Raw genomic sequence first — 24,956 nt, 5'->3', positions numbered from 1 at the left:
GCCTTAAGCGACCTCCGGTGTGGGCGGAATATCTTCCACGAAGAGCAACACATTGTCATGCAGCGGCGCGTTAAAGCCGTTTTGTTGCAGGTTCTCAAAGATCGCTACGGTCTCTTGAACAACAACATCGCCACTCTCATTGACTTCAAGCTTGGCAAAGACAGCCTCGCTGCTGCCACCCTCAACGAACATTCCATAGAGCAAGTCATCTTGGCCGTCATACTCAAAGAACGAAAGGTCGTTGTTGATCACAGCAAGATCGACTTCGCCCGTCGCAACATTGACCATTTCAGGCAGGTTGCTGTCAAAGATGGTGAAGTAATCAAACTGCTCGAGCCCGCCCAAGTCGCGCATCACGATTATGTCGCCTTGGTCCGCGCCTGGCGCCATTCTGAAGCCAGAGATCGTATCAACACCCTCGTCTTCGATATCAATGTAGATAAAGGTCTGATCATTCAGCGTCGCGCCATCAAAACTTGATTTGTAAATCTCAAGCCTGTCGCTGCCGTCTCCCAGCACAACCCCAAAGTCGCCTGTTCCGCCGACATCAACGGTGTCATCCCCAGCGCCTGAGTCAATCCAGGTGTCAGCCCCGTCCCAGCCGTCTCCCGCGCTGGCGTCACTGTCAATCAAGATAAACTGCGCATCTGCCCCAAAGACCTCGGCGGTGCTCATATCGCCCGTAACCGCGTCATAAAGCTCTGTCGGGCTAAGGTTCAGATCGCTGATCGACAGCCAGGTGGCCCCGCCTGTCGGGCCAAAGTCAAGGTCCACAATATTGCCAAGCAGCTCTTGGTTCTCGCCCGTGCCCGAGACAGCAAAGCCGCTGCCGGTCACAACCGCGCTATAAGAGGTGCCCTGATACACCCCAACAAAGGTCACGCTTGTTGAGGAGAAACTCGCAACATCAATATCGCCGTTTTCAACTACCGCATCAAAGGCATCATAAGGATCAACACCCCCCGTATCAAACTGCTCGAAGGTCACCACACGGCTGCCAAAGTCAGCCGGGTCAAACGGTGCCTCCGAGTAGACAAATGACGACAACACATCAAGGAACTCAGCCGCCGTATACCCAGCGATCGTGACCGAATTTCCGCCGCCAAAGGCCACATTCACTGCCGCAGCCCCGTTATAAGTGGTCTCCGTAAGCGCTGTGTCAAAATCAACGTCCACGTCTTCGGCGGTGTAAATGTCGTCGCCCTCTTCTGGATCAAAGTCGGTAATGGTGTCATTGCCCGCTCCGACAACAAACTCATCTGCCCCCGCGCCACCTGTCAGAACATCATCCCCACCAAGGCCATTGAGCGTGTCATCGCCCTCTGTGCCCACCAGCGTGTCGTTTTCTGATGTGCCTACAATGCCATCAAGGCTCGCAAGATAGTCTTCCACATCCTCGATAAAGACATTTTCGAGCAAGACCGTTGTGCCGCCTATCGACACTTCGGTTGAGCCACCAACAGCGGTCAGAACCAACTCTTCCTCGCCACGACTGTCTGCCAGAGCATCAACAATCATATCGCCTTCTGAGATGTTGAAATCAGCGATCACATCATAGCCGCCATGACCAACAACAAAGGTGTCGCCGCCATCACCGCCACGCAGGTAGTCGTTGCCTGTCCCGCCTGTGAGCGTGTCATCGCCCGCATAAGCGCGCAGCTGTGAGCCTGTGTTGGCCGCCGTCAAGCTGTCAGCGCCGTCCCGCGAGCCGCGGATCGCTTCAACGCTTACAAGCGTATCGCTAAAGGCCACACCGTCCCAGGTGCCCGTGACAATCCCCGCGCCCAAATCCGCCGTGATCGCCCCAACGCCGTAGCGTTCATAGCGCACCATGTCAAAGCCATCGCCCGCATCCAGCGTGTCATTGCCGCCGCCCAGAATAAAGCGGTCATCAAACGCGCTACCCATCACGCTGTCGGCCGCCGAGCTGGTCTCTAGCTCAATATTACCCGCGCCAGCGCCCGCGCCTATCAAGTTGATCTGAACAGACCCTGCGCCCCCGCCAATATCAACCGCACCCGTGCCCAAATCAGCCACAACCGCGTCATCGCCCTTGATAGAAACACGTGTTGTGCCCGAGCCAGGGCCGACATTTACATTCACAACGTCATCGCCGCCTTGATAGTAGAAAGCACTCCAAGTGTAGCTGTTCTCCGCCCCTTGGGTAATCGTCACACTGTCGTCTTCCGCTGTGGTGATAAGGCCAAAACCCCAGTTGGAAACCGAAGCCACCCCTACCAAAGTATCCGTGCCAAGCGCGCCTTTAGAAACGCTGCCGGTGTTGGCCTGATAGTCCACCGTCGCGGTGATACCTGTGCCAACGAGCTTTGAGTAATCCACTTCGGCATAGGTCGTCTCCGTGCCACCCGAGAACACAAGCTCATCATCCCCGAGGCTGGCCACCAGACGGTCAGTGCCATCGTCGTTGCTCACGCCGTTGAGCGTATCATTGCCAATGGTGCCTTCAAGCGTATCACTGCCCGTGGTGCCCGTGCGCGACACGCCATCAAGCTCAAGGTCCAGCAACAAAGCCTGCGCCTCGGCCCCGCTCACGCCGTTCAGCGCCAAGCCGTTCCCATCGCCAAAGTTCAGGAAAGCGCCTTGATCATACGGCCCAGTGCCGTTGCTGTATTCGCTCACAGACACATTCAGAACGCTGCTTGCAGCCGCACCGGCAAACTCAAGCGTGTCTTCGCTGACATCAAAGTCCTCGACCCAATCGTCGCCGCCCGAGTAATGCAGCACATCAGCGCCCGCGCCCAGCATTATTTTATCATCGCCCGCGCCCGACACCACAGTGTCATTGCCGCCGCCCGCGCGCAGCTCCGAACCGCTGTCCGCCGCGGTCAAACTGTCGGCAAACTCGGTGCCCTGCACCTCTTCAAAGCCCGAGAGTGTGTCAGTTGCGCCAAAGCCGTCTGTCGCCGTGCCAGCTTGCAAGTCAACCGTGACACCAGCGTTGCCGCCATATTGCGCATCGCGGTCATAAGACACACGGTCATTGTCACCACTGCCGCCCATCAGCGTATCGTTGCCATCAAGGCCGCGCGCCCGTGATGGTCCATCGCCATCCGCCAGCTGAATGCTATCGGCAAACATCGAGCCACGCACCATTTCAACATTGGTAATCGTGTCGACCGAGCCATCGCCCTTGGTGGCTGTGCCAGCGTTCAAATCAACGGTGACACCATCCTCAGCACCCACATAGGCCACTTGGTCATAATCGCCCGCGCCGCCGTCAATGGTGTTTGAGCCGAGGGTGTCAAAGATATAATCGTCGCCCTCGCCGCCCTGATAGCTGTCATCCCCTGCACCAAAGCTCAGGTTATCGTCGCCCGCGCCGCCATCAACACTGTCATTGTTGGGAGATATACCATCAAAATCAAGGTCATCGCCCTCAGCCGAGCCTGTCAACGTGTTAGTAAAGGCACTGAACAAGTCATCAAATGCGTCTGCGTTGATCACACCCGCCTCAGAAACAAGCGCCGCCAGCCCTGAGGGCAATATCGCCGCAGGAACAGCCAGCCCCGTTGCCACCAGAGCATTGGGTGTGGCCGTTGTGCCCACCGTATACCCCGAAATAACGCCCGTGGCGCTGCCGTCTGCATAACTCAGCCCCGTGCCTGTAAAGCTGAAGACAACCCCGTCATCGCTTGTAAAGGTGATGGCTGTGTCGCTCACAACAGGGGTGCGCAGGCTGGCCGATCCGTCCACACCCTGCACAAAGACATCAGGCCGCGCGCCCGAAATAGCGACAGCCTCCGTGTTATACGGCACTACAAAATTAGACACAGCCGCATTCAGCACAATATTCGCGCTCAAATCCGTGTCGCCCAACGTGACCGAGCGTGTCGCCGCATCGCCTGTGTTGCCAAGCGCGTCTTCCGCCACCGCAGAAATGTCAAAAGGCCCTTCTGATGGCAGATCAGCGGCGTCAAATGTCGCGCTAAAGCTGCCATCTGTCTCGGAGGCCGTGACGTCCACATCCACCTCACCGATGCTCACCGTGACAGTTGCGCCAGTCTCAGCCGTGCCCGTCACCGTCAGGTCTTCGAATTGCTCGATCAGGTTGAGTTCGTCATCACCCGTCACCGCGTCAATCACAGGCGCATCAGGCGCCGTAGCATCCACCTCAACAGAGCCAACCACGCGCCCTAGCGTAAAGACAGTGCTCCCCGCAGGGGCCGCCGCAACACGAACATCATACTCTCCTGTCGCCTCAGGCAGATCCGCCGCCGCAAAGCTCACGCTCCACGCGCCCTTCGTGGCACCCTCAAGCGCCGCAGCCACAACAACCGTCTCAACCGCATCCCCGATCGTGACTTCAACCGTGCTCCCGGGCCGCCCCAGGCCTGCAACCGTGATGTCATCCTCGGGGCCATCCGCCCCATAAAGCTCACTGATTTCCGTTGAAACCGTCGGGCGCAGCGGCACAACAGCCGCCGCTTGCTGGCCAACGTCCAGATCGTCAAGATCGGTGTTGCCGTCCTCACCCGACGCTTCAATCGCGTCCACAAGCTCACCTTGCACAACTTCTTGCACGGCCTCGATCTGCTGCTGCACCTCTTGCAGGTCAGAGCCAGCCGCCTGCTCAATCAGCGTGTTGGCATTTTTCACTTGCCCCGCAATCGCGCCAGACTTCGTAGCATCCACACCCGCGCTCTCAAGAGCAGCCCCGATCGCATCCGTATCTTCCAATGCGCTATCGTTGCCCGCCGCCAGAAGCGACTCCGCCAGCGAACCTGTCGCCTGCTCCGAGCCTTCCAGCGCCGCAGCATCATCAGCAGCCCCTGCCGCCGCCGCGTTGATCACAGCCGCGACTTTGGCCGCCGCCTTAAAGGCGTCCGCATCCGCCGCACCGGTGCCATTTTCAATCGCTTCAATCGGGTCAAGCTCAAGCAGGTTCTGCCCAGACAGCCCAAGCGCTGTGGCCAACTGCGCGCTCGCATCTTCGACCGAAATTTCGTTGCCATCTGCGGCCCGCTTTTCAACCAGACTTTGCACAAGCGTCGTCAGCGGCGTGATGACATCCGCGCCCGCAGGAGCCGTCAATACCCCCGTGAAGGGTTTGCCCGTCGCCGCGTCGGTGCCGCCAAAGGAAATCAGTTTCGCGGTCGGATTGGCACTGCTTTCCGCCAAGGTCCAGTTGCCTTCGCTGTCGGTCGTCGTATTCGGCTCGCCCGCGTCCAAGGCCTCGTTGCCATTCAGGTCGCGATAGACGGTCGCGCCCACCAGATAGCCGTCCACAACGCGGCCACCATTGTTAAACACTGGCGCAGGTGCCGCCGCTGCGGTCCCCGAAGAGCCGCCACCAAGCGCCGCCAAGGCTCCAACACCCACGGCACCGCCCGCAGCCATTCCGGCCGTGATCGTCGCGCCGGCTTCAAGGCCCGCGGCCATAACTTCGGCCACTTGCTGTGCCACAGCCTGCGAAACCACAATATCGCCCGCAGGGCCTACGGTGTAACTGCCTTCCGGAATTCGGATCGTCTCGCCATTTTCTAGCGTGACAAGCAAAGACCCATCGGCCTGTTGCACCGCAGAGGCCACGCCCTCAAGCCCCGCAATATCCAGCCCCGCGCCTTGCGCACTTGCATCATCAGCACCCAACAACACCAGAACCATAGCAGAGCCGCCCACAGCCAGACGCAGGGCATTCTGTTTTGCAAACCGCTTGAAATAACTTTGCCGCGCCTCATTCTCCCGTGGGATCGCGACAGGCATTGCCTGTGCTTGGCTGAGCTTTGAGAGCCTCGTGGCAAATTCTGATGAAGACGAAACAGACACAACAGACGGCAGAGCACCGCGAGAAAACACAACCATTTAAACAACCCCAAGGCTAACCAGTTAATATATTTTTAAGCTCGGCCAATGCTGCCGCCAAGTCAACCCATGTGATATGCGCTATAAATGTTTAGCGAGATTTTGCACTTTAATCATATGTTATTAAGAATAAATTTTTTTCCCTTGGTGCGCGCTCTTTTCGGCGCATCTTGGGCCATCGGGATGGGCACACGCCTCACGCCAGACAAAACCCGAATCTCACAGCAGATCAAAGCCCAGCAGAGTCCTGTTTTCCGCCCTTGCACTGGCTCTGTTTTCGGGCAAATTGGGCCCAATTCCGACCCGCGCGCCGCGCCCCTGCCGAAAGTCAATTCCGTGCAAACTTCTTACGACATAATCATCATCGGCGGCGGCATCATGGGTGCCTCAACAGCCTGTTTTCTATCACAAAATCCTGATTTTGACGGCACCATTCTGGTTGTCGAGCGCGACCCGACCTATGAGTTCGCCTCCACCTCTCACACAAATTCCTGTATGCGCCAGCAGTTTTCAACAGGGCTGAATGTGCGCATCTCCCAGTTTGCCGCCGACTATGTCAAAAATCTCGGCACATACCTCAACGATAGCCGCATCCCCAAGCTCGACATCCAGAATTTCGGCTATATGTATCTCGCCGATAGCGACGAAATGGTCGCGACCTTGCAGACCAACCACGCGGTCCAGCAGGCCGCAGGCGCAGCCACCCAGCTCATGAGCCGCAACGAGATTGCCGCCGCCTACCCTTTCTATGCGCTCGACGATATCCTCCTTGGCTCGATCAACACGGTTGATGAAGGCTTCTTTGATGGCCAGGCCGTATTTGACTGGCAGCGTCGCATCAGCCGTGAGGCAGGTGTGGAGTATATCGCCGCAGAGGTCACAGCCCTCAACAAGAACAGGGCTGGCAACCGCATCGAAAGCGTCACGCTCAGCACAGGCCAGACCGTATCTTGCGGCCAGCTCGTCAACGCCACAGGCCCCCGCGCCGCGCGCACCGCCGCCATGGCAGGGATCAGCCTGCCCGTTGAGCCGCGCAAGCGCTTCACATGGGTGTTTCGCGCCGAAAACCCGCTGGAGCAGCCGCTGCCACTCACGATTGACCCCTCTGGTGTGCACGTGCGCGAAGTCAGCGGCGGAACCTATATGGCAGGCGCCCATACAGAAGAAGACCCCGCCGTCGCTTTTGATGATTTCGCTATGGATCACAGCCTTTGGGAAACCTACGTCTGGCCCATGATCGCAACCCGCATTCCCCAGTTTGAGGCCATCAAGGTCGTCTCCGAATGGGCAGGCCACTACGCCTATAACACGCTCGATCAAAACGCCATCACAGGCCCCCACCCCGAGATTGGCAACTTTCTGTTTCTCAACGGGTTTTCAGGCCACGGGCTACAGCAATCCCCCGCCATGGGGCGTGGCACGGCCGAATGGCTCACCTATGGGGCCTACCGCAGCCTTGATCTTAGCGCCTTCCATTACGAGCGCGTGACCACAAACACCCCGATCCTCGAAAAGGCCGTGATCTAGGCCAGTTTCGGCAGATCAGTGCCCGCCACAGCACAGATGTCGCCCGCCCCCACAAGGATCGCGGCTTGGGCCAGATCGTCGGCCATATAGCGGTCGTCCGTGAGGCTCGCGATATCTTGGCGCAGGCGGCTCACGACGGCTGCCAAAGGCGCACTCGTCGCCAAAGGAGCGCGAAACTCGACACCCTGTGCCGCGCACAAAAGCTCAACTCCCAAGATGTTTTCAAGGTTACGCACCATCTGCATCAAGCGCCGCGCCCCATGGGCCGCCATGCTCACATGGTCCTCTTGATTGGCCGATGTGGGCGTGCTGTCGGTGACAGTCGGGTTTGCCAAATGCTTGTTTTCGCTCATCAATGCCGCCGTCGTCACCTCGGCAATCATAAGGCCCGAGTTCAGCCCCGGATTGGGCGTCAGGAACGGCGGCAAATCAAAGCTCAAGGTCGGATCGACCATCAGAGCCACCCGCCGCTGCGCAATCGCGCCGATTTCCGAAAGCGCCAGTGCAATCATATCGGCCGCAAAGCCCACAGGCTCGGCGTGGAAATTCCCCCCCGACACAATCAGCCCCGCCTCGGTCAACACGAGCGGATTGTCCGTCGCCGCATTGGCCTCGATAATGAGCGTGCTCGCCGCTTGGCGCATCACATCCATAGCCGCCCCCGTCACCTGCGGCTGACAGCGGATGCAATACGGGTCTTGCACACGGGTGTCGCCCTCGCGGTGGCTCTCGCGGATCTCCGAGCCGTCAAGAAGCGCGCGCATCGCGCTGGCGGCCTCGATCTGCCCTGCATGGCCGCGCAACTCGTGAATTTCGGGCTGCAAAGGCGCGGTCGAGCCCATGATCGCGTCGGTCGACAGCGCCGAGATCACAAGCGCGCTCTGCGCCGCGCGCCAGCCCTCAAAGAGGCCCGCCAGCGCATAGGCTGTCGAAAACTGTGTGCCATTGATACAGGCCAGCCCCTCCTTGGGGCCAAGCGCGACAGGCGCAAGGCCAGCCTGCGCCAAAGCCTCGGCAGCAGGCATCAATACGCCCTTGTGGCGCGCCTTGCCCTCGCCCATCATGGCCGCCGTCATATGCGCCAAGGGGGCCAAGTCGCCAGAGGCCCCGACAGAGCCTTGCGCAGGAACTTCAGGCGTTACGCCCGCGCGCAACATCCCTTCAAGAAGCTCCACAAGCGCCCAGCGCACACCAGAGGCGCCGCGGCCGAAAGACAAAAGCTTGAGCGTCATCATCAGGCGCACATGGGCCTCAGGCATTGCCTCGCCCACGCCGCAACAATGGCTCAGGATCAAGTTGCGCTGAAGCTGGGCTGTATCCTCGGGGGCGACTTTCACGCTCGCCAATTTGCCAAACCCCGTGTTCACACCATACACAGCGTCCGAACCAGCCGCCGCCTCGGCAATGCGGCTCGCCGCCCGCTCCACAGCGGGCTTACACGCAGGGTCCAGCACAGGGGAGATCCCGTCGCGATACACCCGTTCCAGCTCGGTAAGCCCGACAGACATAGGCGTCAAAACGATTGTGGTCATGAAAACTCTCCCCCTTAGGTTTGGGGAAGAGTTACCGACTTAAAAATAATATGTCCACACATATTAAGGCGGCGATCACGCCAGCGAGGGCAACCAAAGCACAATGCCCGGGAAGGCAACAAGCCCCGCAATCGTGAACGCATCTGCAATGAAAAACGGTGTCACGCCTTTGAAAACATCCTGCACCGTCAAATCATCGCGCACGCCCGCGACGACAAAGCAGTTGAGGCCAATCGGCGGGGTGATCAGACAGAACTCCGCCATTTTGACAACAAGTATGCCAAACCATATCGCACACATCGGCCCCGACATCCCGAAAGCACTGTCGATCGCGGCCACGTTTTCGCCCCCGTTCAGGGCCATAACCGCTGGATAGACCACAGGCAGCGTGAGCAACAGCATCCCGATCGCATCCATAAACATCCCAAGCACAGCATAGGCCAGCAGGATACAGATCAGAATAACCATGGGCGACAGCTCAAGCGATGTGATCCAGCTCGAAAACGCATCAGGAAGTTCCGCAAACCCAAGGAAGCGCACATAGATCAAAACGCCCCAAATGATTGTAAAAATCATCACCGTCAGCTTGGCGGTTTCAAGCAGCGCTTCCTTCAACTTCGGCCAACGCATTCCGCGATAAAGCGCCATCAGAAAGACGATAAACGCCCCAACAGCGCCGCCCTCGGTGGGTGTGCCCCAAGCGTCGCCAAACGGGTTGTAAACAAAGAAAATAATGATCACGACCACAGCCACAATCGGCAAGGCAGGTGGCAGGCTCTCAAAGCGCTCCTTCCACGTAAAGCCCGTGACAGGCGGGCCAACGTTTTTGAAGACCACTGCAATCCCAATGATAATCAGCGCATAAACAACCGCTGAAAAAACACCCGGAATAAACCCTGCGAGCAAGAGCATCCCCACGTCTTGCTCCACGATAATGGCATAGATCACCAAAATCGCCGAAGGCGGGATAAGCGAGGCCAAAGTCCCCCCCGCCGCCACAACACCGGCAGCAAACTGCTTGTTATATCCGATCTTGAGCATCTCAGGGATCGCGATCCGCGCAAAGACAGCCGCCGTGGCCACAGAGGCGCCCGACACAGCCGCAAAGCCCGCCGTCGCAAAGACTGTCGAAACAGCAAGCCCCCCCGGAACCCAAGCGATCCAGCGTTTACAGGCCTCAAAAAGCGCGGTCGTCAGCTTGGCATGATAGGCGAGATAGCCGATCATGATGAAGACAGGGATCAGTGATAACACCTGTGCAGAGACTTTCGAATGCGGCGTCAGCCCTGCAATCTTGGTGCTGATTTCCACCGCTTTCCAAAACCGTTCGGGATCATAGTCAAATCCGTTCCAGCGCAGCCAGATCAGGCCAACATAGCCCGCAAGCCCCGCCGCAAATGCGACGCGCATCCCGAGCAAAACCAACACAAGCATCCCCGCGGATGTATAAAGACCAATTTCAATCGGCTCCATCAGTCAGCTCCCTCCAGAAGTTTGGCCTCAGCCATCGCCTGTTCCTCTATCGTCAATGACAAAGGCACAGCCACAGGGCTTTCCAGCCCCAAGACAAGCGCGCGGCCATAGCCCCAAGCCTGAAGCACCAAACGCAACATCAAAACGCCAAAGGCAAACGGCACAACAAGCTTGCTCGGCCAGATCGGCAGGCTGATATCAATCGAGCTGTCACGCGAACACCAAGGCCGCGAACAGTCAAACGAGCGGTCAAAATGCTCCCAGGCGCCATAGGTGAGACCCACAATCAGCAAAAGCATTAATAAAACTGAGATCAGTTCAAAAAACCAAAGCAGTCGCCCCTTGAGCGCATTGACCAGCATATCCATGCGGATATGCGTCCCGTCTCGCGCCACATAAGAAACACCCATGATTGCAATCACAGGCATCGCCGCTTCGATATAATCGACATAGCCCAACAAAGGGCTGCCAAAAAACTTGCGCGCCGTCACAGAATAGGCCGCCAAAAACATCAACGAAAAAATCGCGAGGCCGCTCAATAGAGCGCAAAAGCGCTCCAAAGGCAGCAACATACGGTCCAATTTGCTTAGTAAGCTGGAATCCTCCAGCACAGCAGCTGACCCTGCCATTTCACTCTCCCCCGATTGTTATCACATAGAATATGCGCAAAAAGGCCGCGCGATGTCGCGCAGCCTTCCGTTTTTGGTCAAGGGCGCAGTGCCCCTGCCCGCCGATCAGCTTCCGCTTTGCGCATCAGCAAGTGTTTTGACAACAAGGTCATAAAGCTCTTGGCCTGGAATGCCTTGAGCTTCCATATCCGCAATCCACGCATCGCGGATCGGATCTGCCGCTTTGGTGCGGAATTCAGCAATCACGTCAGGCGCGATCACGACTTTTTCCACGCCTTTTTCTTCCAGAACAGCGTCCCAACGCTTCAGAAGCTCGCCGTAGTTGCTGAGGTAGAACTCAAGCGCCTCGGGAACCGAGCTGTCAAGCGCCGCGCGGTGCTCATCTGAGAGGCTTTCATAAGCGTCGATGTTCACAACAACAGGGCAGTTCACAGTGCCTGGGTTGAGGTTTGAGGTCCACCAGTCGGCTTCGTTGATTGTGCCAAAGCTCAGGTGAGCGTGCTGGGCAAAGGCAACTGTGTCCACAACGCCAGATTCCATCGCCTGGTAGGCTTCCGAGGAGGTCACCGATGTCGGAACAGCGCCAACCGCTTCAAAAGCTTGGCCGATACCGCCCGTCGCGCGCACGCGCATCCCTGCAAAATCACCCAGCGTCGCGCGAGGCTCGCCTGTGCCAACAAGGTTATACTGCGGCATTGGGGATGTCATAAGAAGCTTGGCATTCCACTGCGCCATTTCTTCTGTGGCAGCAGGGTGTGCATAAACTGCGTTTGACACAGCAAGCTCTTGCTCAAGATTTTCCACGCCAAGGAACGGCAGCTCAAGAACTGTCACAACGCGGTTTTTGTCGCGGTGATAGCCCGCACAGAATTGCGCCATTTCAAACGCACCAATCGAAATACCATCAAGGTTTTCGCGGTTTTTTGACAGGCCGCCATAGCTGACGTTCATAGTAAACTCGCCACCCGTCTTTGCGCTGACAAGCTCGGCCAGTTTTTCGACGTGCTCGGTAAAGGCGCGACGCTTGCCCCAGACAGATACGTTCCACTCGGTGGCCGCAGCCTCGGTGGCAAAGCTCAAAGCAACGGCAGCCGCTGCCAGTTTTGCAACTGTGTTCATAAGGTCTTCTCCCATTTTGCAGCCCTGTTCGCAGGCCGTCTGCGCGAAAGTTAACGGCAAGACGGCCCTAAGCCAAGCCTGTTGATCCTGTGACGCGGCGAATTTCTTACGCTTCCCCTTTTCAACTGGGCCGCATATAACCGAGAAAAGAGACGAGTAAGCGCGGTCGCGTTCGCAAAATAAGGGACAAGAGCCATGGCTCACATTATCGTTGTCGGCAATGAAAAAGGCGGCGCAGGCAAATCAACGGTGTCCATGCACATCGCCACAGCGCTTTCGCGTCTGGGCCATAAAACCTCTGTGCTTGATCTGGATTTGCGCCAAAAAACCATTGGTCGCTACCTTGAGAACCGTATCGAGTTTTGCACCAAAGCGGGCCTTGATCTGCCCACGCCCGAGTATCACGAGCTGCCCGAGATCGACAAAGACACCCTCAAACCCGGCGAAAACATCTATGATCACCGCCTCTCCGCCGCCGTTGCCAGCCTTGAGCCTGACAATGACTTTATCCTGATTGATTGCCCGGGCTCTCACACCCGCCTCAGTCAGGTGGCGCATTCGCTTGCCGATACGCTTGTCACCCCGCTCAACGACAGCTTCATCGACTTTGACCTGCTCGCCCATATCGATTCTGAGGGCGAAAAAATCAAAGGCCCCTCGGTCTACTCCGAGATGGTCTGGGCCGCCCGTCAACTGCGCGCCCAAGCGGGCCTCAAGCCGATCGACTGGGTGGTGATGCGCAACCGCCTTGGCGCACAGCGCATGGTCAACAAAGAGAAAATGGAGCGCGCCGTCAGCAATCTCGCCGCGCGCATCGGCTTTCGTGTGGCCCCCGGTTTTAACGAGCGGGTGATTTTTCGCGAGCTCTTCCCGCGCGGCCTGACCCTGCTCGACTTGAAAGACGTGGGCGTGCAAAAGCTCAATATCTCCAATATAGCCGCCCGTCAGGAACTGCGTGAAATGATGAAGTCCCTCAAACTTCCCAACGTCAGCGTCGACTTTTAAGTGTCAGATATTTTTGATATTTTCCTGATCTGCCCGCCCGGGCTCGAGAAGGCTTTGGCCGCTGAGGCGCTAGAGCACGGCTTTGCCCCCGCCACCGCGATTGCGGGCGGCGTTGAGATCAAGGGCGGCTGGCCCGAGGTCTGGCGCGCCAATCTGATGCTGCGCGGCGCGGTCCGTGTGCTGGTGCGCATCGGCGCATTTCGCGCCTTTCACCTCGCCCAGCTTGACAAGCGCGCACGCAAGTTTCCATGGGCCGACTTTTTGCGCCCTGATGTGCCTGTCCGCGTCGAAGTCAGCACCAACAAGCGCTCCAAAATTTATCATGCAGGCGCCGCCGCCCAGCGCATCGAGACCGCAATCAAGGAAAGCCTTGGCGCGCCCGTCTCTGCCGAGGCCGCGCTCACGCTCAAGGCACGCATTGAGGACAACCTCGTCACCTTCAGTCTCGACAGCTCAGGCGAAAGCCTGCACAAACGCGGCTTCAAAGAGGCCGTCAACAAAGCCCCCATGCGCGAAACGCTCGCAGCCCTCTTTCTGCGCGAGGCGGGCTATACGGGAAGCGAGCCTGTGCTTGACCCCATGTGTGGCTCTGGCACCTTCCCCATCGAGGCCGCCGAAATCGCCATGGGCCTCGCACCGGGGCGCGCGCGCAGCTTCGCCTTTGAAAATCTCGCAAGCTTTGATCCCGCCGCTTGGGAGAGCCTGCGCAGCAGCGTAACCCCGCGCAGCACCGATCAGCGCTTTTACGGCTCCGATCGCGACCAAGGCGCCATTGCCATGAGCACGCGCAACGCCGACGCCGCAGGCGTCTGCGCCCTCACCAGCTTCGCCTGCACCTCCATCTCCGATCTCAAGCGCCCCGACGGCCCAGCAGGCCTTGTGATCATCAACCCGCCCTACGGCGCGCGCATCGGCAACAAAAAGCCCCTCTTCGCGCTTCATGCCGCGCTCGGAGCCACGCTCAAGGCCGAGTTCCGCGGCTGGCGCGTCGCGATCATCACAACAGAGGCCTCCCTCGCCAAAGCGACAGGCCTCAAGCTGACAGCAGGCCCCTATGTGCCCCACGGCGGCCTTAAGGTGCGCCTCTACCAATCGGGGCCGCTTTAGGGCGTTTGCGCAGGAGCACACTGACGTTGGACAGCGCCAAAGCCCCGATCACAATCGCCCCGCCAACAAGCGCATAACCTCCGGGGTCTTCGCCCAGCGCAAACCAGACGAGCAAAGGCGCCAGCACCGACTCAAGCAAAATCAAAAGCGCCACTTCCGCCGACGGGATATACCTCGGCCCCAGCGCCAGCCCGATCGAGCTGATCGCAATAAACACCCCGTGCAGCCCGATAAGATAAATCTGCCCTGCCCCAAGCTGAAGCGGCTGCACAAACGGCCAGAGGCACAGCGCCGACACCAGATAGGCCACAGGCAACATCGGCACCATCGAGACAGAGCGCACCCGCCGCGCCGCCGTCAGCGCAATGGCAAAGACAAAAGACACCCCCACAGCCAGAAGATCGCCCTTAAGGCTCGCACCGTGGGTTTCGCCCGAGCCATAGGTGATCACCCCAAGGCCGATAAACACCGCAATCATCGTCAGCATCATCCGGCGGCTCATCCGCTCTCCGAGCCAAACAAAGCTCAGCAGCGCCGCAAAGACAGGCATCGAGGCAATGATAAACACCACATTGGCCACGCTGGTGTGACTCACCGCAAGCGTAAACAAAACCCCTGTGACGCTCATCGCCACCAAATAGACATAGGCATAAGGCCCCCCGCGCAAAGCCGCGCCCACAGAGCGCGCCCCCGTGCTCAGAAGCACATAGACCAAAACCAAAAGCCCCGTGCTCAGGCCCCGCCAAAACGAGATTTCCAACGGCGGCACCTCAATCAGCCTGATAAACAGACTGTCAGGCACAACAAACAAAACGCCCATCATGGTGATGAGCAGCCCCTTAAGCTGGTCACTCATAGCTTAGCCAAATGGTGCAAAAGCTTGCGCAAAACAGCCACCTCTTCGGGCGAAAACGCCGTCGCCAGCTCCGCGTCATAGTCAATCGCGACGCCGCGCAGCTCCTGATAGGCCGCCCGCCCTGCCCCCGTCAGCTCCAGATACTCCAGCCGCCTGTCGGCCTCGTCGCGCTCGCGCGTCAAAAAGCGCCGCACCTCAAGCCGCGCCACCGCGCGGCTGATCTTGGTCTTGTGCATCTTGGAGCGCTCGCCGATTTCCTTGGCTGTCAGCCGCCCGTATATCCCGAGGTGAAACAAGACCCGCCACTCGGTCCGCAACATTCCGTAGCGGTCTTTGTATATGTTCTGAAACGCAAGGCTGCTTTCCTCTGCCGCCTGATTGAGCAGGTAGGGCAGAAAATCTTGCAAATCAAAGTCATCTTTTTTTGGCATAGCGCGTCTCCCTCTGTTGTTAGTTACAAAATCAACTGTTAATGACGCAACCAAATTCGACAGGATGCGCGCCATGACCCAAAAAAACGTTCCTCACAGCTTCACACAGGCCCCCTCTCTGGACGGCCCGCACAAAGGCTATATGCCCGGCTTTGGCAATGATTTCGAAACCGAAGCCTTGCCCGATGCCCTGCCCCAAGGCATGAACTCCCCCCAAAAGTGCAACTACGGCCTCTACGGCGAGCAGCTCTCTGGCACAGCCTTCACAGCGCCAAGCCATCAAAACGAGCGCACATGGTGCTACCGCATCCGCCCAAGCGTGAAACACTCACACCGCTACACAAAAATAGATCTGCCTTATTGGAAATCTGCCCCCCATGTGGACCCTGATGTTGTGTCCCTCGGTCAATACCGCTGGGATCCCGTCCCCCACGCAGGCGCGCCGCTCACATGGCTCACAGGGATGCGCACCATGACAACTGCGGGCGATGTCAATACACAGGTCGGCATGGCGAGCCATATCTACCTTGTGACCGAAAGCATGGTCGATGCGTATTTCTACTCGGCTGATTCCGAGATGCTGATCGTCCCCCAAGAAGGCCGCCTGAGATTTGCCACCGAGCTGGGGATCATTGACCTCGCCCCTCAAGAGATCGCCATCATCCCCCGCGGCCTCCTCTACCGCGTCGAAGTGCTCGAAGGCCCCGCGCGCGGCTTCGTGTGCGAAAACTACGGCCAGAAGTTCGAACTTCCGGGCCGTGGCCCCATTGGTGCCAACTGCATGGCCAACCCGCGCGACTTCAAAACACCCGTCGCCGCCTTTGAAGACCGCGACGCGCCTTCAACCGTCACAATCAAATGGTGCGGCCAGTTCCACGAAACCAGGATTGGCCACTCCCCGCTTGATGTCGTCGCATGGCATGGCAACTACGCGCCCGTAAAATATGACCTCAGCACATATTGCCCCGTCGGCTCGATCCTCTTTGATCACCCCGACCCCAGCATCTTCACAGTGCTCACAGCTCCCTCGGGCCAAGAAGGCACAGCCAATATCGACTTTGTCCTGTTCCGCGAGCGCTGGATGGTGGCCGAAGATACCTTCCGCCCGCCGTGGTATCACAAAAACATCATGTCCGAGCTCATGGGCAACATCTACGGCCAGTATGACGCCAAGCCCAAAGGCTTCATTCCGGGCGGCATGAGCCTGCACAATATGATGCTGCCCCACGGCCCCGACAAAAACGCCTTTGAGGGCGCCTCCAATGCGGAGCTGAAGGCTGAAAAGCTCGACAACACCATGAGCTTCATGTTTGAAACCCGCTTCCCGCAGCACCTCACAGGCTTCGCCGCCAAGGAGGCCCCGCTGCAAGACGATTACATCGACTGCTGGACTGACATCGAAAAGAAATTCGATGGCACCCCTGGCAAGAAATAAGGAATACCAATGACATTGCTCCCCTCATGGGTTGCCTCGGCCAATACCGCCGACGCCCCCTTCCCGCTCAACAACCTGCCCTATGGCGTCTTCTCCACAGCCGACAGCGACCCGCGCTGTGGCGTCGCCATTGGCGATATGATCCTTGATGTGGCCGCCGCCGAAGAGGCTGGCCTGATTGCTCTCACAGATGCGCCACTCTTTGATGTGCCCTTCTGGAACGAGGTGATGGAAGAAGGCCCCGCCCTATGGGCCGCCCTGCGCGCCCGCCTCACAGAGCTGCTCGCCGAAGGCGCAGCCGAGAAGGCCGAGCTTGCCGAAATGCTCGTCGCGCAATCAGACGCCGAGATGCACCTGCCCTTCCTTGTGAGCGAGTTTACAGACTTCTACGCCTCCAAAAACCACGCCACCAATGTCGGCACAATGTTTCGCGGCGCAGAGAATGCCCTGCCGCCGAACTGGCTCCATATTCCCACCGGTTACAATGGCCGCGCCTCCTCTGTGGTGGTTTCCGGCACAGACGTGCGCCGCCCTTGGGGCCAACTGAAGGGGCCAAATGACGACGCCCCCCGCTGGGCGCCGTCCCAGCGCTTTGATCTTGAGCTTGAAATGGGCGCCATTGTCGGCACGCCCTCTGACGGCCCCGTCACAGTGGCCGAGGCCGACGCCATGATCTTTGGCTACGTGCTCCTCAACGACTGGTCCGCGCGCGATATTCAAGCGTGGGAATACCAGCCCCTCGGCCCGTTTCAGGCCAAGGCAACAGCCACAAGCATCTCCCCGTGGATCGTCACAAAAGCCGCGCTTGAGCCGTTCCGCACAGACACACCGCCGCGCGAAAAAGAGCTGCTCGCGCACCTTAAAGACTGCGGCCCGATGCTCTATGATATCGACCTGCAAGTGACGCTGACGCCTGAAGGCAAAGCGCCAAGCACAATCGCCACAACAAACTACAAAGAGATGTATTACTCCTCTGCCCAGCAGCTCGCCCACCACACCACATCAGGCTGCCCGATGAACCCCGGTGATCTTTTGGGCTCAGGCACAATCTCCGGCCCCGAGAAGCACCAGCGCGGCGCGCTCTTGGAGCTCTCATGGGGCGGCAAAGAGCCGGTCACTCTGGAGACAGGCGAAACCCGCTCCTTCCTTGAAGACGGCGACACGCTCACCCTTCATGGCGCCGCCAAGGGTGACGGCTACACCATCGGCTTTGGCACCTGCGCAGGCAAGCTTTTGCCCGCTCTCGCAGATCCATACCAACGCGAGCCCTTTCTTTTTGCTCAAAATATCCTCGCCGAAGGCTCCAACAGCGCCACAGGCACAACGCTCTGAATAGGAAACCCAATGTCTAAAAAATTCGCATCCCAAGGCGACATGACCGAAAAAGAAATCTCCTTCGTCGAAGTCGGCGAGGGCCTCTGGGCCTTCACCGCCGAGGGCGACCCCAACTCTGGCGTCATCATCGGCGATGAGAGCGTCATGATCGTTGAGGCCCAAGCCACGCCGCGCTTGGCCCAAAAGGTGATCGAAAAGGTCCGCACCGTCACAGACAAACCGATCAGCCACCTTGTGTTGACCCATTATCACGCCGTCCGCGTGCTCGGCGCTTCCGCCTATGGCGCACCCGAAGTGATCATGTCTGACGCCGCCCGCTCCATGGTCGTTGAGCGCGGTCAGGAAGATTGGGACAGCGAGTTCCAGCGCTTCCCGCGCCTCTTTGAAGGCCACGAGAGCATCCCGGGCCTCACCTACCCGACCACAACCTTTTCCGAAAGCATGACCGTCTACCTCGGCAAGCGCCGCGTTGACATCATGCACTTGGGGCGCGCCCACACTGCGGGCGACGCTGTCGTTCATGTGCCCGATCAGAACGTGATGTTCACAGGCGATATCGTCGAATATCACTCCGCCTGCTACTGCGGCGACGGTCACTTTGCCGATTGGGGCAACACGCTCGACAACATCGCATGGTTTGATGTCGACGCTATCGCGCCGGGCCGTGGTGATGCGCTCATCGGCAAAGACATGGTCAACGCCGCCATCGAAAACACCCGCGACTTTGTCGAAAGCACCTATCGCCCCGTGGCCCGCGTGGCCGCACGTGGCGGTTCGCTCAAAGAAGCATGGGACGCCTGCCGCGCCGAATGTGACCCCAAGTTCGCCGACTACGCGATTTATGAGCACTGCCTGCCCTTTAACGTGGCCCGCGCCTATGACGAAGCGCGCGGCATGGACCACCCGCGCATCTGGACCGACAAGCGCGACATCGAGATGTGGGAACAGCTGCAAAGCTGATCCGCCCTGCCTCTTTGGGCCAGCCTCCGCGCGAGGCTGGCTTGCCAGAGACAGAGACCAAGACACGCGCCCCATGTCACAAGAGGAGACTGATATGTTTGATGACCGTTATACACTCGCCTACCGCCTCTACCCCTATGCGCGCCACGCCGACCAAGACAAAGCGGCGCCCGTGCGCCACCCTGTCGTGGTCATGGGCGGCGGCCCCGTCGGCGTCGCCACAGCGCTTGATTTGGGCGCACAAGGCATCCCCGTTGTTGTGCTGGATGATCACGAAGGCGTCGGCATGGGCAGCCGTGCAATCTGCTTTGCCAAACGCAGCCTAGAGATCGCCGACCGCTACGGCGCAGGCAAGCCCATGGTCGACAAAGGCGTGGTCTGGAACCTCGGGAAAGTCTTTCACAAAGAAGACAAAGTGTTTGAATTCAACCTTCTGCCAGAAGAGGGCCACGAGTTCCCCGCCTTCATCAACCTCCAACAGCCCTATTTTGAAAGCTTCATGATCGAGCGGCTGTTTGAGATGCAAAAGGCCGGTGCGCCGGTTGAAATCCGTGGCAAAAACCGCATTGATAACGTGACTGTCAAAGACGGCCATGTGGTGCTTGAGGTGATGACCCCCGATGGCCCCTACACCATGGAGGCCGACTGGCTGATTGGCTGTGACGGGGCAAATTCTCCCCTGCGCAATATGCTCGGCCATGACTTCAAAGGCAAAGTCTTCCAAGACAGCTTCCTCATTGCCGACATCAAAATGATCAACGAAAGCTTCCCGACAGAGCGCTGGTTCTGGTTTGAGCCAAGCCACGGCTCGGGCGCATCAACGCTCCTTCACAGACAGCCCGATGATGTCTGGCGCGTCGATTTCCAGATCGGCTGGGATGTCGACCGCAAGGAAGAGATGAAAGAAGAAAACATCCGCCGCCGCCTTGATGCCTTCCTTGGCGAAGGCGTCGAATACGAGATGGTCTGGTCCTCGATCTACACCTTCCAATGCAAACGCATGGAAAAATTCCGCCACGGTCCGGTGATTTTTGCCGGCGATGCCGCCCACCAAGTCTCGCCCTTCGGCGCGCGCGGGGCCAATTCGGGGATGCAGGATATCGACAATCTCGGCTGGAAGCTCGGCCTTGTGATCGCGGGCAAAGCCCCCGAGAGCCTGCTTGATAGCTACAACATGGAGCGCGTCCACGGGGCGGATGAGAATATCCTCAACTCGACCCGCGCCACCGACTTCATCACGCCCAAGAGCGAGATCAGCCATATCTTCCGCAACGCGGTTCTGGAGCTGTCCGAGCACTGCGAGTTTGCCCGCCCGCTGGTCAATTCGGGCCGCCTCTCGCTGCCCTGCGTCTATGACGGCTCGCCGCTCAACTCGGCCGATGGCCTGCCCCAAGCCCCCGAGCGCACCCGCCCGGGCGCGCCCTGCCCTGATGCGCCCTTGGGCGAGGGCTTTTTGTTGCCAAAACTTGGCGGCACATTCACCCTGCTGACGCTTGATGCCGAGGCCCCCGAGAGCTTTGAGGAGAGCGGCGTCACCGTCACCCGCCTCGCCCTCTCCGCCAAAGACGACCCCACAGGCGCACTCGCTGCGCGCTATCTTGGCGAGGCCAAATCAGGCGTCTATCTCATCCGCCCCGATCAACACGTCGCCGCGCGCCGCGACCGCTTTGACGAAAATCTCTTCCGCACGGCCCTGCGCCGCGCAACAGGCAAGGAATAATCCCATGAGCACATTGACCCTGACCCCCAATATCAAAGGCGGCGATGACTTCTATGAAGAGCTGCTCGGCGCCCATGACGGCCTCAGCAAGGACGAGAGCGACAGCTACAACGCCCGCCTGATCCTTATTCTCGCCAACCACATTGGCACGCGTGAGGTGCTCTCCGAAGCCATTATAGCCGCGAAGCGCATAAAATAAATCAGAAGAGGGCGGAGCAGATCGCGCATCGCCCTCTTGCCACTTCGCCCGCACAATCCGCTTGTCAGCCCCGAAAATGCAGTTACCCTGTTAACAAACGAGGGAGCCGCAAATGCGCTGGACAGATTTTCCAAAATGGGGCCGCTACGTGGCCGATTGGGCCGCAGAGTATCACAGCTCCCTGCGTGAGCGCCCCGTGCGCGCTCAAACAAAGCCAGGCGAGATCGCCGCCCAGCTTGCCACTGCCGCTCCCGAAGAGGGCCAGCCTGTGGAGGAGGTCATCAAAGACTTCGAGCGCATCGTAATGCCCGGCATTACCCACTGGCAGCACCCGCGCTTCTTTGCCTATTTCCCCTCCAACGCCTCTCCCGCCGCCGTGCTGGCAGATTTCTTCACAACCGTGATGGCCCCGCAATGTATGCTCTGGCAGACCTCGCCCGCCGCCACCGAAATGGAAACCCGCATGATGGGCTGGCTGCGCGACGCGCTCGGTCTGCCGCAAGCCTTCCACGGCGTTATTCAAGACAGCGCCAGCGGCGCAACACTCGCCGCCGTGCTCACCATGCGCGAGCGCGCCCTCGACTGGGCCGGCAACCAAAAGGGCCTCACAGGCCAGCCGCGCCTGCGTGTTTACGCCTCCGAGGAGGTGCACAGCTCGGTGGACCGCGCGATCTGGATCGCCGGGATCGGTCAGGAAAACCTCGTGCGCATCCCCACCCATGGCCCCCTGCGCGCCATGGACGCGGCCAAACTTGACGCCGCAATCAAAGCCGATATCGCCGCAGGTTTCCTCCCCGCAGGGGTGATCGCCTGCACAGGCGGCACAGGCACAGGCGCCTGTGATGATATATCCGCCACCTGCGATGTCGCCGCCGCACACGGGCTTTACACCCATGTTGATGCCGCTTGGGCTGGATCGGCCATGCTTGCGCCCGAGTTCCGCAGGCTCTGGGCAGGGGTCGAGAAGGCCGACAGTGTTGTGCTCAACCCGCACAAATGGATGGGCACGCAATTTGACCTCTCCGCCCATTTTGTGCGCGCCCCCGAAGACCTCACCCGCACCTTGGCGATCCAGCCTGAATATCTGAAAACCCACGGCAAAGACGGGATCATCAACTACTCCGAATGGTCCGTCCCCCTTGGGCGGCGCTTTCGCGCGCTCAAGCTCTGGTTTCTCTTTCGCACCTATGGGCTTGAAGCCCTGCGCACCATGCTGCGCAATCATGTGACGTGGTCCGAAGAGCTCTGCGAGCGCTTCCGCGCCACGCCCGATTTCGAGATCGTGACAGAGCCTGTGCTCTCGCTCTTTACCTTCCGCTACGCCCCCACGGGAGCCACGGACCTTGACGCCCTCAACCAAAGCCTCGTGGATCGGGTCAACGACGACGGCCGCATCTATATCACCCAAACCCGCAGCCAAGACGCGCTTGTGATCCGCTTCCAAGCCGGCCAGTTTGACGCCACCCGCGCCGATGTGATGATGGCTTATGATGTCATCACCGAGCTTGCGGCCACCCTTTAAGGAGAAAGATATGCCAGCCCCCCACAACCCGTTCAAAGCCGCGCTCAAAGCGGGCAAAACACAGCTCGGCTGCTGGGCCAGCTTTGCCCACCCCTACCCCCTCGAAATGGTGGCAACCGCAGGCTTTGACTGGATCGTGATCGACGGCGAACACGCGCCCAATGATCTGCAAACCATCACAGCGCAACTGCAAGTGCTTGAAGACAAACACTCCCACGCCGTGGTGCGCATCCCGACAGGCAACGACTGGCTGGTGAAACAGGTGCTGGATGCCGGCGCGCAAACCGTGCTTGTGCCGATGGTCGACACCGCCGAGCAAGCCGCCGCCCTCGTGGCGGCCATGCGCTACCCGCCCCACGGCATTCGCGGCGCAGGCGCTGCCGGCGCGCGCGCCTCCCGCTTTGGCGCGATTGCCGATTATGTGGCCACAGCCAATGACGAAGTCTGCTTGCTGGTGCAGGTCGAAACCCGCCTCGGCATGGAAAACCTTGATGCCATTCTGGCGGTTGAGGGCGTTGATGGTGTCTTTATCGGCCCTGCGGACTTGGCCGCGGACATGGGCTTTCCCGGCAACTCTGCCGCGCCCGCCGTGAAAGCCGCGATCAAGGATATGCTCGCCCGCATAGGCGCGTCTGACAAAGCCGCCGGCATCCTTGGCGTCACGGAGGCCGCCACTCAAGACTATGCCGACTGGGGCGCGCAGTTTCTGGCTGTTGGGGTTGATGTGGGCGTTTTTACCAAGGCGATCAGAGATCTGGAAAGCCTCTGGCGCGCGCGCCTTTAAGGTCGAATTTTTCCTTCGGAAAAATCCGACCCAGCGAGGGGGCCAGCCCCCTCGCGCTCCCCCGGGATATTTGAGGCAAAAAGAAAGGGTATATTTTAAGGACCTTTGAATATTGAAAAGCTGGACCTCTCGGCCAATTTCGATCAGATTGCGCTTATGGCAGGCCAAACAGACACCATCATTGCCGCAGTCTTGCGGGATATTGAGACGGGGGCTTTGCGCCCCGGCGACTTTATTGAAGACGCCGCTCTCATGGCGCGCCATGAGGTGTCGCGCACCCCCGTGCGAGAGGCATTGATCCAGCTGGAAGCCACAGGGCTTGTGGCCCGCGTGGCTCGCAAGGGCGCTATTGTTTTTCGCCCGACGCTTGAGCAGTTTCTGGCCATTTTGGAAGTCCATGCCAAGCTTGAGGGCCAAGCGGCAGGGCTGGCGGCACGGCGGCTTTCGCGCGCCCATGCCGAGGCTTTGGAAGCGGCCGTTGCGGCCTGTGAGACCCATGCGCGCACCCATGGCGACGCCGCAGCTGACGCTTATTACCAGCTCAATATGGACTTTCATCGCGTTGTCGCCGAGGCCGCAGGAAACCCTTATCTGCTTGAGATGATCAAGACCAATGCCCGCAAGCTCATGGCCTATTATCGCGCGCGCTATCACTACACAGGCGTCATCGCGACCTCGGCCAAAGAGCACCGCGCAATCGCCGATCTCATCACAGCGAGACGCGCCAAGGAGGCCGAAGCCGCTATGGAGCAGCACGTCAGCTTTGACCATGTGACCGCGCTTGATCTCTTGGCTGCTTTAAGCTGATTTTCTTTCTAAAAACAGTGCGATGCGCTCGGCCATTGCAATCATATCCGCTTCATTCACCAGCGAGGCGCGCGCCCGCTCTGTCACCTCTTGGGGCAGCTCTTCGGCCAGATGCTCCACCAGCGCCGCAATGAAGGCAGGCTCCATCTCAGGATGATACTGTGTCGTCATGATCTCCCCGCCGATCACAAACCCCGCTACATTGCAATCAGGCCCCGCAGCGACCACCTCGGCCCCTTCGGGCAGCTCTGTCACCTGCTCCGAGTGGCTGGCATAGAGCGGCAGAACGCTCCCGTCGGCAAAGCGCTTTTCCACCAAACCAAAGACCCAACCCGCAGGGTTCGGCCCGACGTCGCCCCCCAGAGCCTTGGCAATCGCCTGATGCCCGAAACACGCCCCGAACATTGGCAGCCCTGCGGCGTAGATCTCGTGAATGAGTTCAAACAAACGCGTCACCCAAGCGGCGCCCGAGTTCACAGAATGGGGCGAGCCGGTGATCAACACGCCGTCAAGCCCCGCCAGATCCGCAGGAAACACCCCGTCTTTCACAGAATAGACCTCAAACCTCCAATCAGGGCGGACCTTGCGGATCATCGCAGGAAACTTCTCGCCATCCTTCGGCCAGCGCGCCGAGAAATCGCTCTCATCAGTGTTGGTCATCAAGACAGCAATGCGCATCTGGCCGCTCCAGT

The 24,956-nt window shown here is 59.2% G+C and carries 19 protein-coding genes; 11 read left to right on the top strand and 8 right to left on the bottom strand.

Annotated elements, in window-relative coordinates:
• Positions 1–3: 3 nt before the first annotated feature.
• Positions 4–5,823 carry a beta strand repeat-containing protein gene (locus ACTF58_RS07955; RefSeq protein ID WP_438991434.1) on the bottom strand — a complete coding sequence of 1,940 codons (5,820 nt, stop codon included), beginning with the start codon at positions 5,821–5,823 and terminating at the stop codon, positions 4–6.
• 336 nt (positions 5,824–6,159) lie between these two features.
• Between ACTF58_RS07955 and ACTF58_RS07950 the strand changes: the two genes are divergently transcribed.
• Positions 6,160–7,350, top strand: a complete 1,191-nt coding sequence (locus ACTF58_RS07950; RefSeq protein ID WP_438991433.1) for an NAD(P)/FAD-dependent oxidoreductase — start codon at positions 6,160–6,162, stop codon at positions 7,348–7,350.
• Here ACTF58_RS07950 and hutH read toward each other — a convergent pair.
• The 4 genes from hutH to ACTF58_RS07930 form a co-directional block, all read right to left on the bottom strand.
• Entirely contained in the window at positions 7,347–8,882 is a 1,536-nt protein-coding gene (hutH, locus tag ACTF58_RS07945) for a histidine ammonia-lyase (RefSeq protein ID WP_438991432.1), read from the bottom strand. The genes ACTF58_RS07950 and hutH overlap by 4 nt on opposite strands.
• A gap of 75 nt (positions 8,883–8,957) precedes the next feature.
• On the bottom strand, positions 8,958–10,355 hold the full coding sequence (locus ACTF58_RS07940) for a TRAP transporter large permease (protein WP_438991431.1): 1,398 nt from the start codon (positions 10,353–10,355) through the stop codon (positions 8,958–8,960).
• Positions 10,355–10,984, bottom strand: a complete 630-nt coding sequence (locus ACTF58_RS07935; RefSeq protein WP_438991430.1) for a TRAP transporter small permease subunit — start codon at positions 10,982–10,984, stop codon at positions 10,355–10,357. The genes ACTF58_RS07940 and ACTF58_RS07935 overlap by 1 nt, the downstream gene beginning before the upstream one ends.
• Positions 10,985–11,089: 105 nt before the next feature.
• Complete coding sequence (locus tag ACTF58_RS07930) at positions 11,090–12,103, bottom strand: C4-dicarboxylate TRAP transporter substrate-binding protein (RefSeq protein ID WP_438991429.1); 1,014 nt, start codon at positions 12,101–12,103, stop codon at positions 11,090–11,092.
• 195 nt (positions 12,104–12,298) lie between these two features.
• Here ACTF58_RS07930 and ACTF58_RS07925 point away from each other — a divergent pair, with 195 nt between their 5' ends.
• Positions 12,299–13,108, top strand: a complete 810-nt coding sequence (locus tag ACTF58_RS07925; protein WP_438991428.1) for a division plane positioning ATPase MipZ — start codon at positions 12,299–12,301, stop codon at positions 13,106–13,108.
• Positions 13,109–14,215 (top strand): THUMP domain-containing class I SAM-dependent RNA methyltransferase, encoded by a 1,107-nt coding sequence (locus ACTF58_RS07920; RefSeq protein WP_438991427.1) that lies wholly within the window; start codon positions 13,109–13,111, stop codon positions 14,213–14,215.
• On the opposite strand, the gene ACTF58_RS07915 is transcribed toward ACTF58_RS07920, so the two are convergent.
• Positions 14,181–15,071, bottom strand: a complete 891-nt coding sequence (locus tag ACTF58_RS07915) for a DMT family transporter (RefSeq protein ID WP_438991426.1) — start codon at positions 15,069–15,071, stop codon at positions 14,181–14,183. The two genes, ACTF58_RS07920 and ACTF58_RS07915, sit on opposite strands and share 35 nt — an antisense overlap.
• On the bottom strand, positions 15,068–15,502 hold the full coding sequence (locus ACTF58_RS07910; protein WP_438991425.1) for a MarR family winged helix-turn-helix transcriptional regulator: 435 nt from the start codon (positions 15,500–15,502) through the stop codon (positions 15,068–15,070). The genes ACTF58_RS07915 and ACTF58_RS07910 overlap by 4 nt, the downstream gene beginning before the upstream one ends.
• Positions 15,503–15,575: 73 nt before the next feature.
• On the opposite strand from ACTF58_RS07910, the gene hmgA reads away from it, so the two are divergent.
• The 8 genes from hmgA to ACTF58_RS07870 all read left to right on the top strand — a co-directional run bounded on the left by hmgA (position 15,576) and on the right by ACTF58_RS07870 (position 24,264).
• Positions 15,576–16,937 carry a homogentisate 1,2-dioxygenase gene (hmgA, locus tag ACTF58_RS07905; RefSeq protein ID WP_438991424.1) on the top strand — a complete coding sequence of 454 codons (1,362 nt, stop codon included), beginning with the start codon at positions 15,576–15,578 and terminating at the stop codon, positions 16,935–16,937.
• A 9-nt stretch (positions 16,938–16,946) separates the two neighbouring features.
• Complete coding sequence (fahA, locus tag ACTF58_RS07900) at positions 16,947–18,269, top strand: fumarylacetoacetase (protein WP_438991423.1); 1,323 nt, start codon at positions 16,947–16,949, stop codon at positions 18,267–18,269.
• Positions 18,270–18,281: 12 nt separating this feature from the next.
• On the top strand, positions 18,282–19,232 hold the full coding sequence (locus ACTF58_RS07895) for an MBL fold metallo-hydrolase (protein WP_438991422.1): 951 nt from the start codon (positions 18,282–18,284) through the stop codon (positions 19,230–19,232).
• A 94-nt stretch (positions 19,233–19,326) separates the two neighbouring features.
• Positions 19,327–20,952 (top strand): FAD-dependent oxidoreductase, encoded by a 1,626-nt coding sequence (locus tag ACTF58_RS07890; RefSeq protein WP_438991421.1) that lies wholly within the window; start codon positions 19,327–19,329, stop codon positions 20,950–20,952.
• Between the two features lie 4 nt (positions 20,953–20,956).
• On the top strand, positions 20,957–21,151 hold the full coding sequence (locus ACTF58_RS07885; RefSeq protein ID WP_438991420.1) for a DUF2783 domain-containing protein: 195 nt from the start codon (positions 20,957–20,959) through the stop codon (positions 21,149–21,151).
• A gap of 112 nt (positions 21,152–21,263) precedes the next feature.
• Positions 21,264–22,673, top strand: a complete 1,410-nt coding sequence (locus ACTF58_RS07880; protein WP_438991419.1) for a pyridoxal phosphate-dependent decarboxylase family protein — start codon at positions 21,264–21,266, stop codon at positions 22,671–22,673.
• A gap of 10 nt (positions 22,674–22,683) precedes the next feature.
• Positions 22,684–23,457 (top strand): HpcH/HpaI aldolase family protein, encoded by a 774-nt coding sequence (locus tag ACTF58_RS07875; protein ID WP_438991418.1) that lies wholly within the window; start codon positions 22,684–22,686, stop codon positions 23,455–23,457.
• Positions 23,458–23,613: 156 nt separating this feature from the next.
• Positions 23,614–24,264 carry a GntR family transcriptional regulator gene (locus ACTF58_RS07870; protein ID WP_438991450.1) on the top strand — a complete coding sequence of 217 codons (651 nt, stop codon included), beginning with the start codon at positions 23,614–23,616 and terminating at the stop codon, positions 24,262–24,264.
• Here the strand turns inward: ACTF58_RS07870 and ACTF58_RS07865 are convergent.
• Positions 24,256–24,942, bottom strand: coding sequence for a type 1 glutamine amidotransferase (locus ACTF58_RS07865; protein WP_438991417.1), 687 nt, complete (start codon positions 24,940–24,942; stop codon positions 24,256–24,258). The genes ACTF58_RS07870 and ACTF58_RS07865 overlap by 9 nt on opposite strands.
• Positions 24,943–24,956: the final 14 nt, after the last annotated feature.

This window comes from Lentibacter sp., from assembly GCF_965657785.1.
GTDB lineage: Bacteria > Pseudomonadota > Alphaproteobacteria > Rhodobacterales > Rhodobacteraceae > Lentibacter.
This window is presented reverse-complemented; position numbering and strand designations above follow the sequence as displayed.

Excerpts from the sequence above, each read along its gene's own strand:
- ACTF58_RS07955 (WP_438991434.1), bottom strand. The coding sequence starts at position 5,823 with ATGGTTGTGTTTTCTCGCGGTGCTCTGCCGTCTGTTGTGTCTGTTTCG.
- hutH (WP_438991432.1), bottom strand. The coding sequence starts at position 8,882 with ATGACCACAATCGTTTTGACGCCTATGTCTGTCGGGCTTACCGAGCTG.
- ACTF58_RS07940 (WP_438991431.1), bottom strand. The coding sequence starts at position 10,355 with ATGGAGCCGATTGAAATTGGTCTTTATACATCCGCGGGGATGCTTGTG.
- ACTF58_RS07935 (WP_438991430.1), bottom strand. The coding sequence starts at position 10,984 with ATGGCAGGGTCAGCTGCTGTGCTGGAGGATTCCAGCTTACTAAGCAAA.
- ACTF58_RS07930 (WP_438991429.1), bottom strand. The coding sequence starts at position 12,103 with ATGAACACAGTTGCAAAACTGGCAGCGGCTGCCGTTGCTTTGAGCTTT.
- ACTF58_RS07925 (WP_438991428.1), top strand. The coding sequence starts at position 12,299 with ATGGCTCACATTATCGTTGTCGGCAATGAAAAAGGCGGCGCAGGCAAA.
- ACTF58_RS07915 (WP_438991426.1), bottom strand. The coding sequence starts at position 15,071 with ATGAGTGACCAGCTTAAGGGGCTGCTCATCACCATGATGGGCGTTTTG.
- ACTF58_RS07910 (WP_438991425.1), bottom strand. The coding sequence starts at position 15,502 with ATGCCAAAAAAAGATGACTTTGATTTGCAAGATTTTCTGCCCTACCTG.
- hmgA (WP_438991424.1), top strand. The coding sequence starts at position 15,576 with ATGACCCAAAAAAACGTTCCTCACAGCTTCACACAGGCCCCCTCTCTG.
- fahA (WP_438991423.1), top strand. The coding sequence starts at position 16,947 with ATGACATTGCTCCCCTCATGGGTTGCCTCGGCCAATACCGCCGACGCC.
- ACTF58_RS07895 (WP_438991422.1), top strand. The coding sequence starts at position 18,282 with ATGTCTAAAAAATTCGCATCCCAAGGCGACATGACCGAAAAAGAAATC.
- ACTF58_RS07890 (WP_438991421.1), top strand. The coding sequence starts at position 19,327 with ATGTTTGATGACCGTTATACACTCGCCTACCGCCTCTACCCCTATGCG.
- ACTF58_RS07885 (WP_438991420.1), top strand. The coding sequence starts at position 20,957 with ATGAGCACATTGACCCTGACCCCCAATATCAAAGGCGGCGATGACTTC.
- ACTF58_RS07880 (WP_438991419.1), top strand. The coding sequence starts at position 21,264 with ATGCGCTGGACAGATTTTCCAAAATGGGGCCGCTACGTGGCCGATTGG.
- ACTF58_RS07875 (WP_438991418.1), top strand. The coding sequence starts at position 22,684 with ATGCCAGCCCCCCACAACCCGTTCAAAGCCGCGCTCAAAGCGGGCAAA.
- ACTF58_RS07870 (WP_438991450.1), top strand. The coding sequence starts at position 23,614 with ATGGCAGGCCAAACAGACACCATCATTGCCGCAGTCTTGCGGGATATT.
- ACTF58_RS07865 (WP_438991417.1), bottom strand. The coding sequence starts at position 24,942 with ATGCGCATTGCTGTCTTGATGACCAACACTGATGAGAGCGATTTCTCG.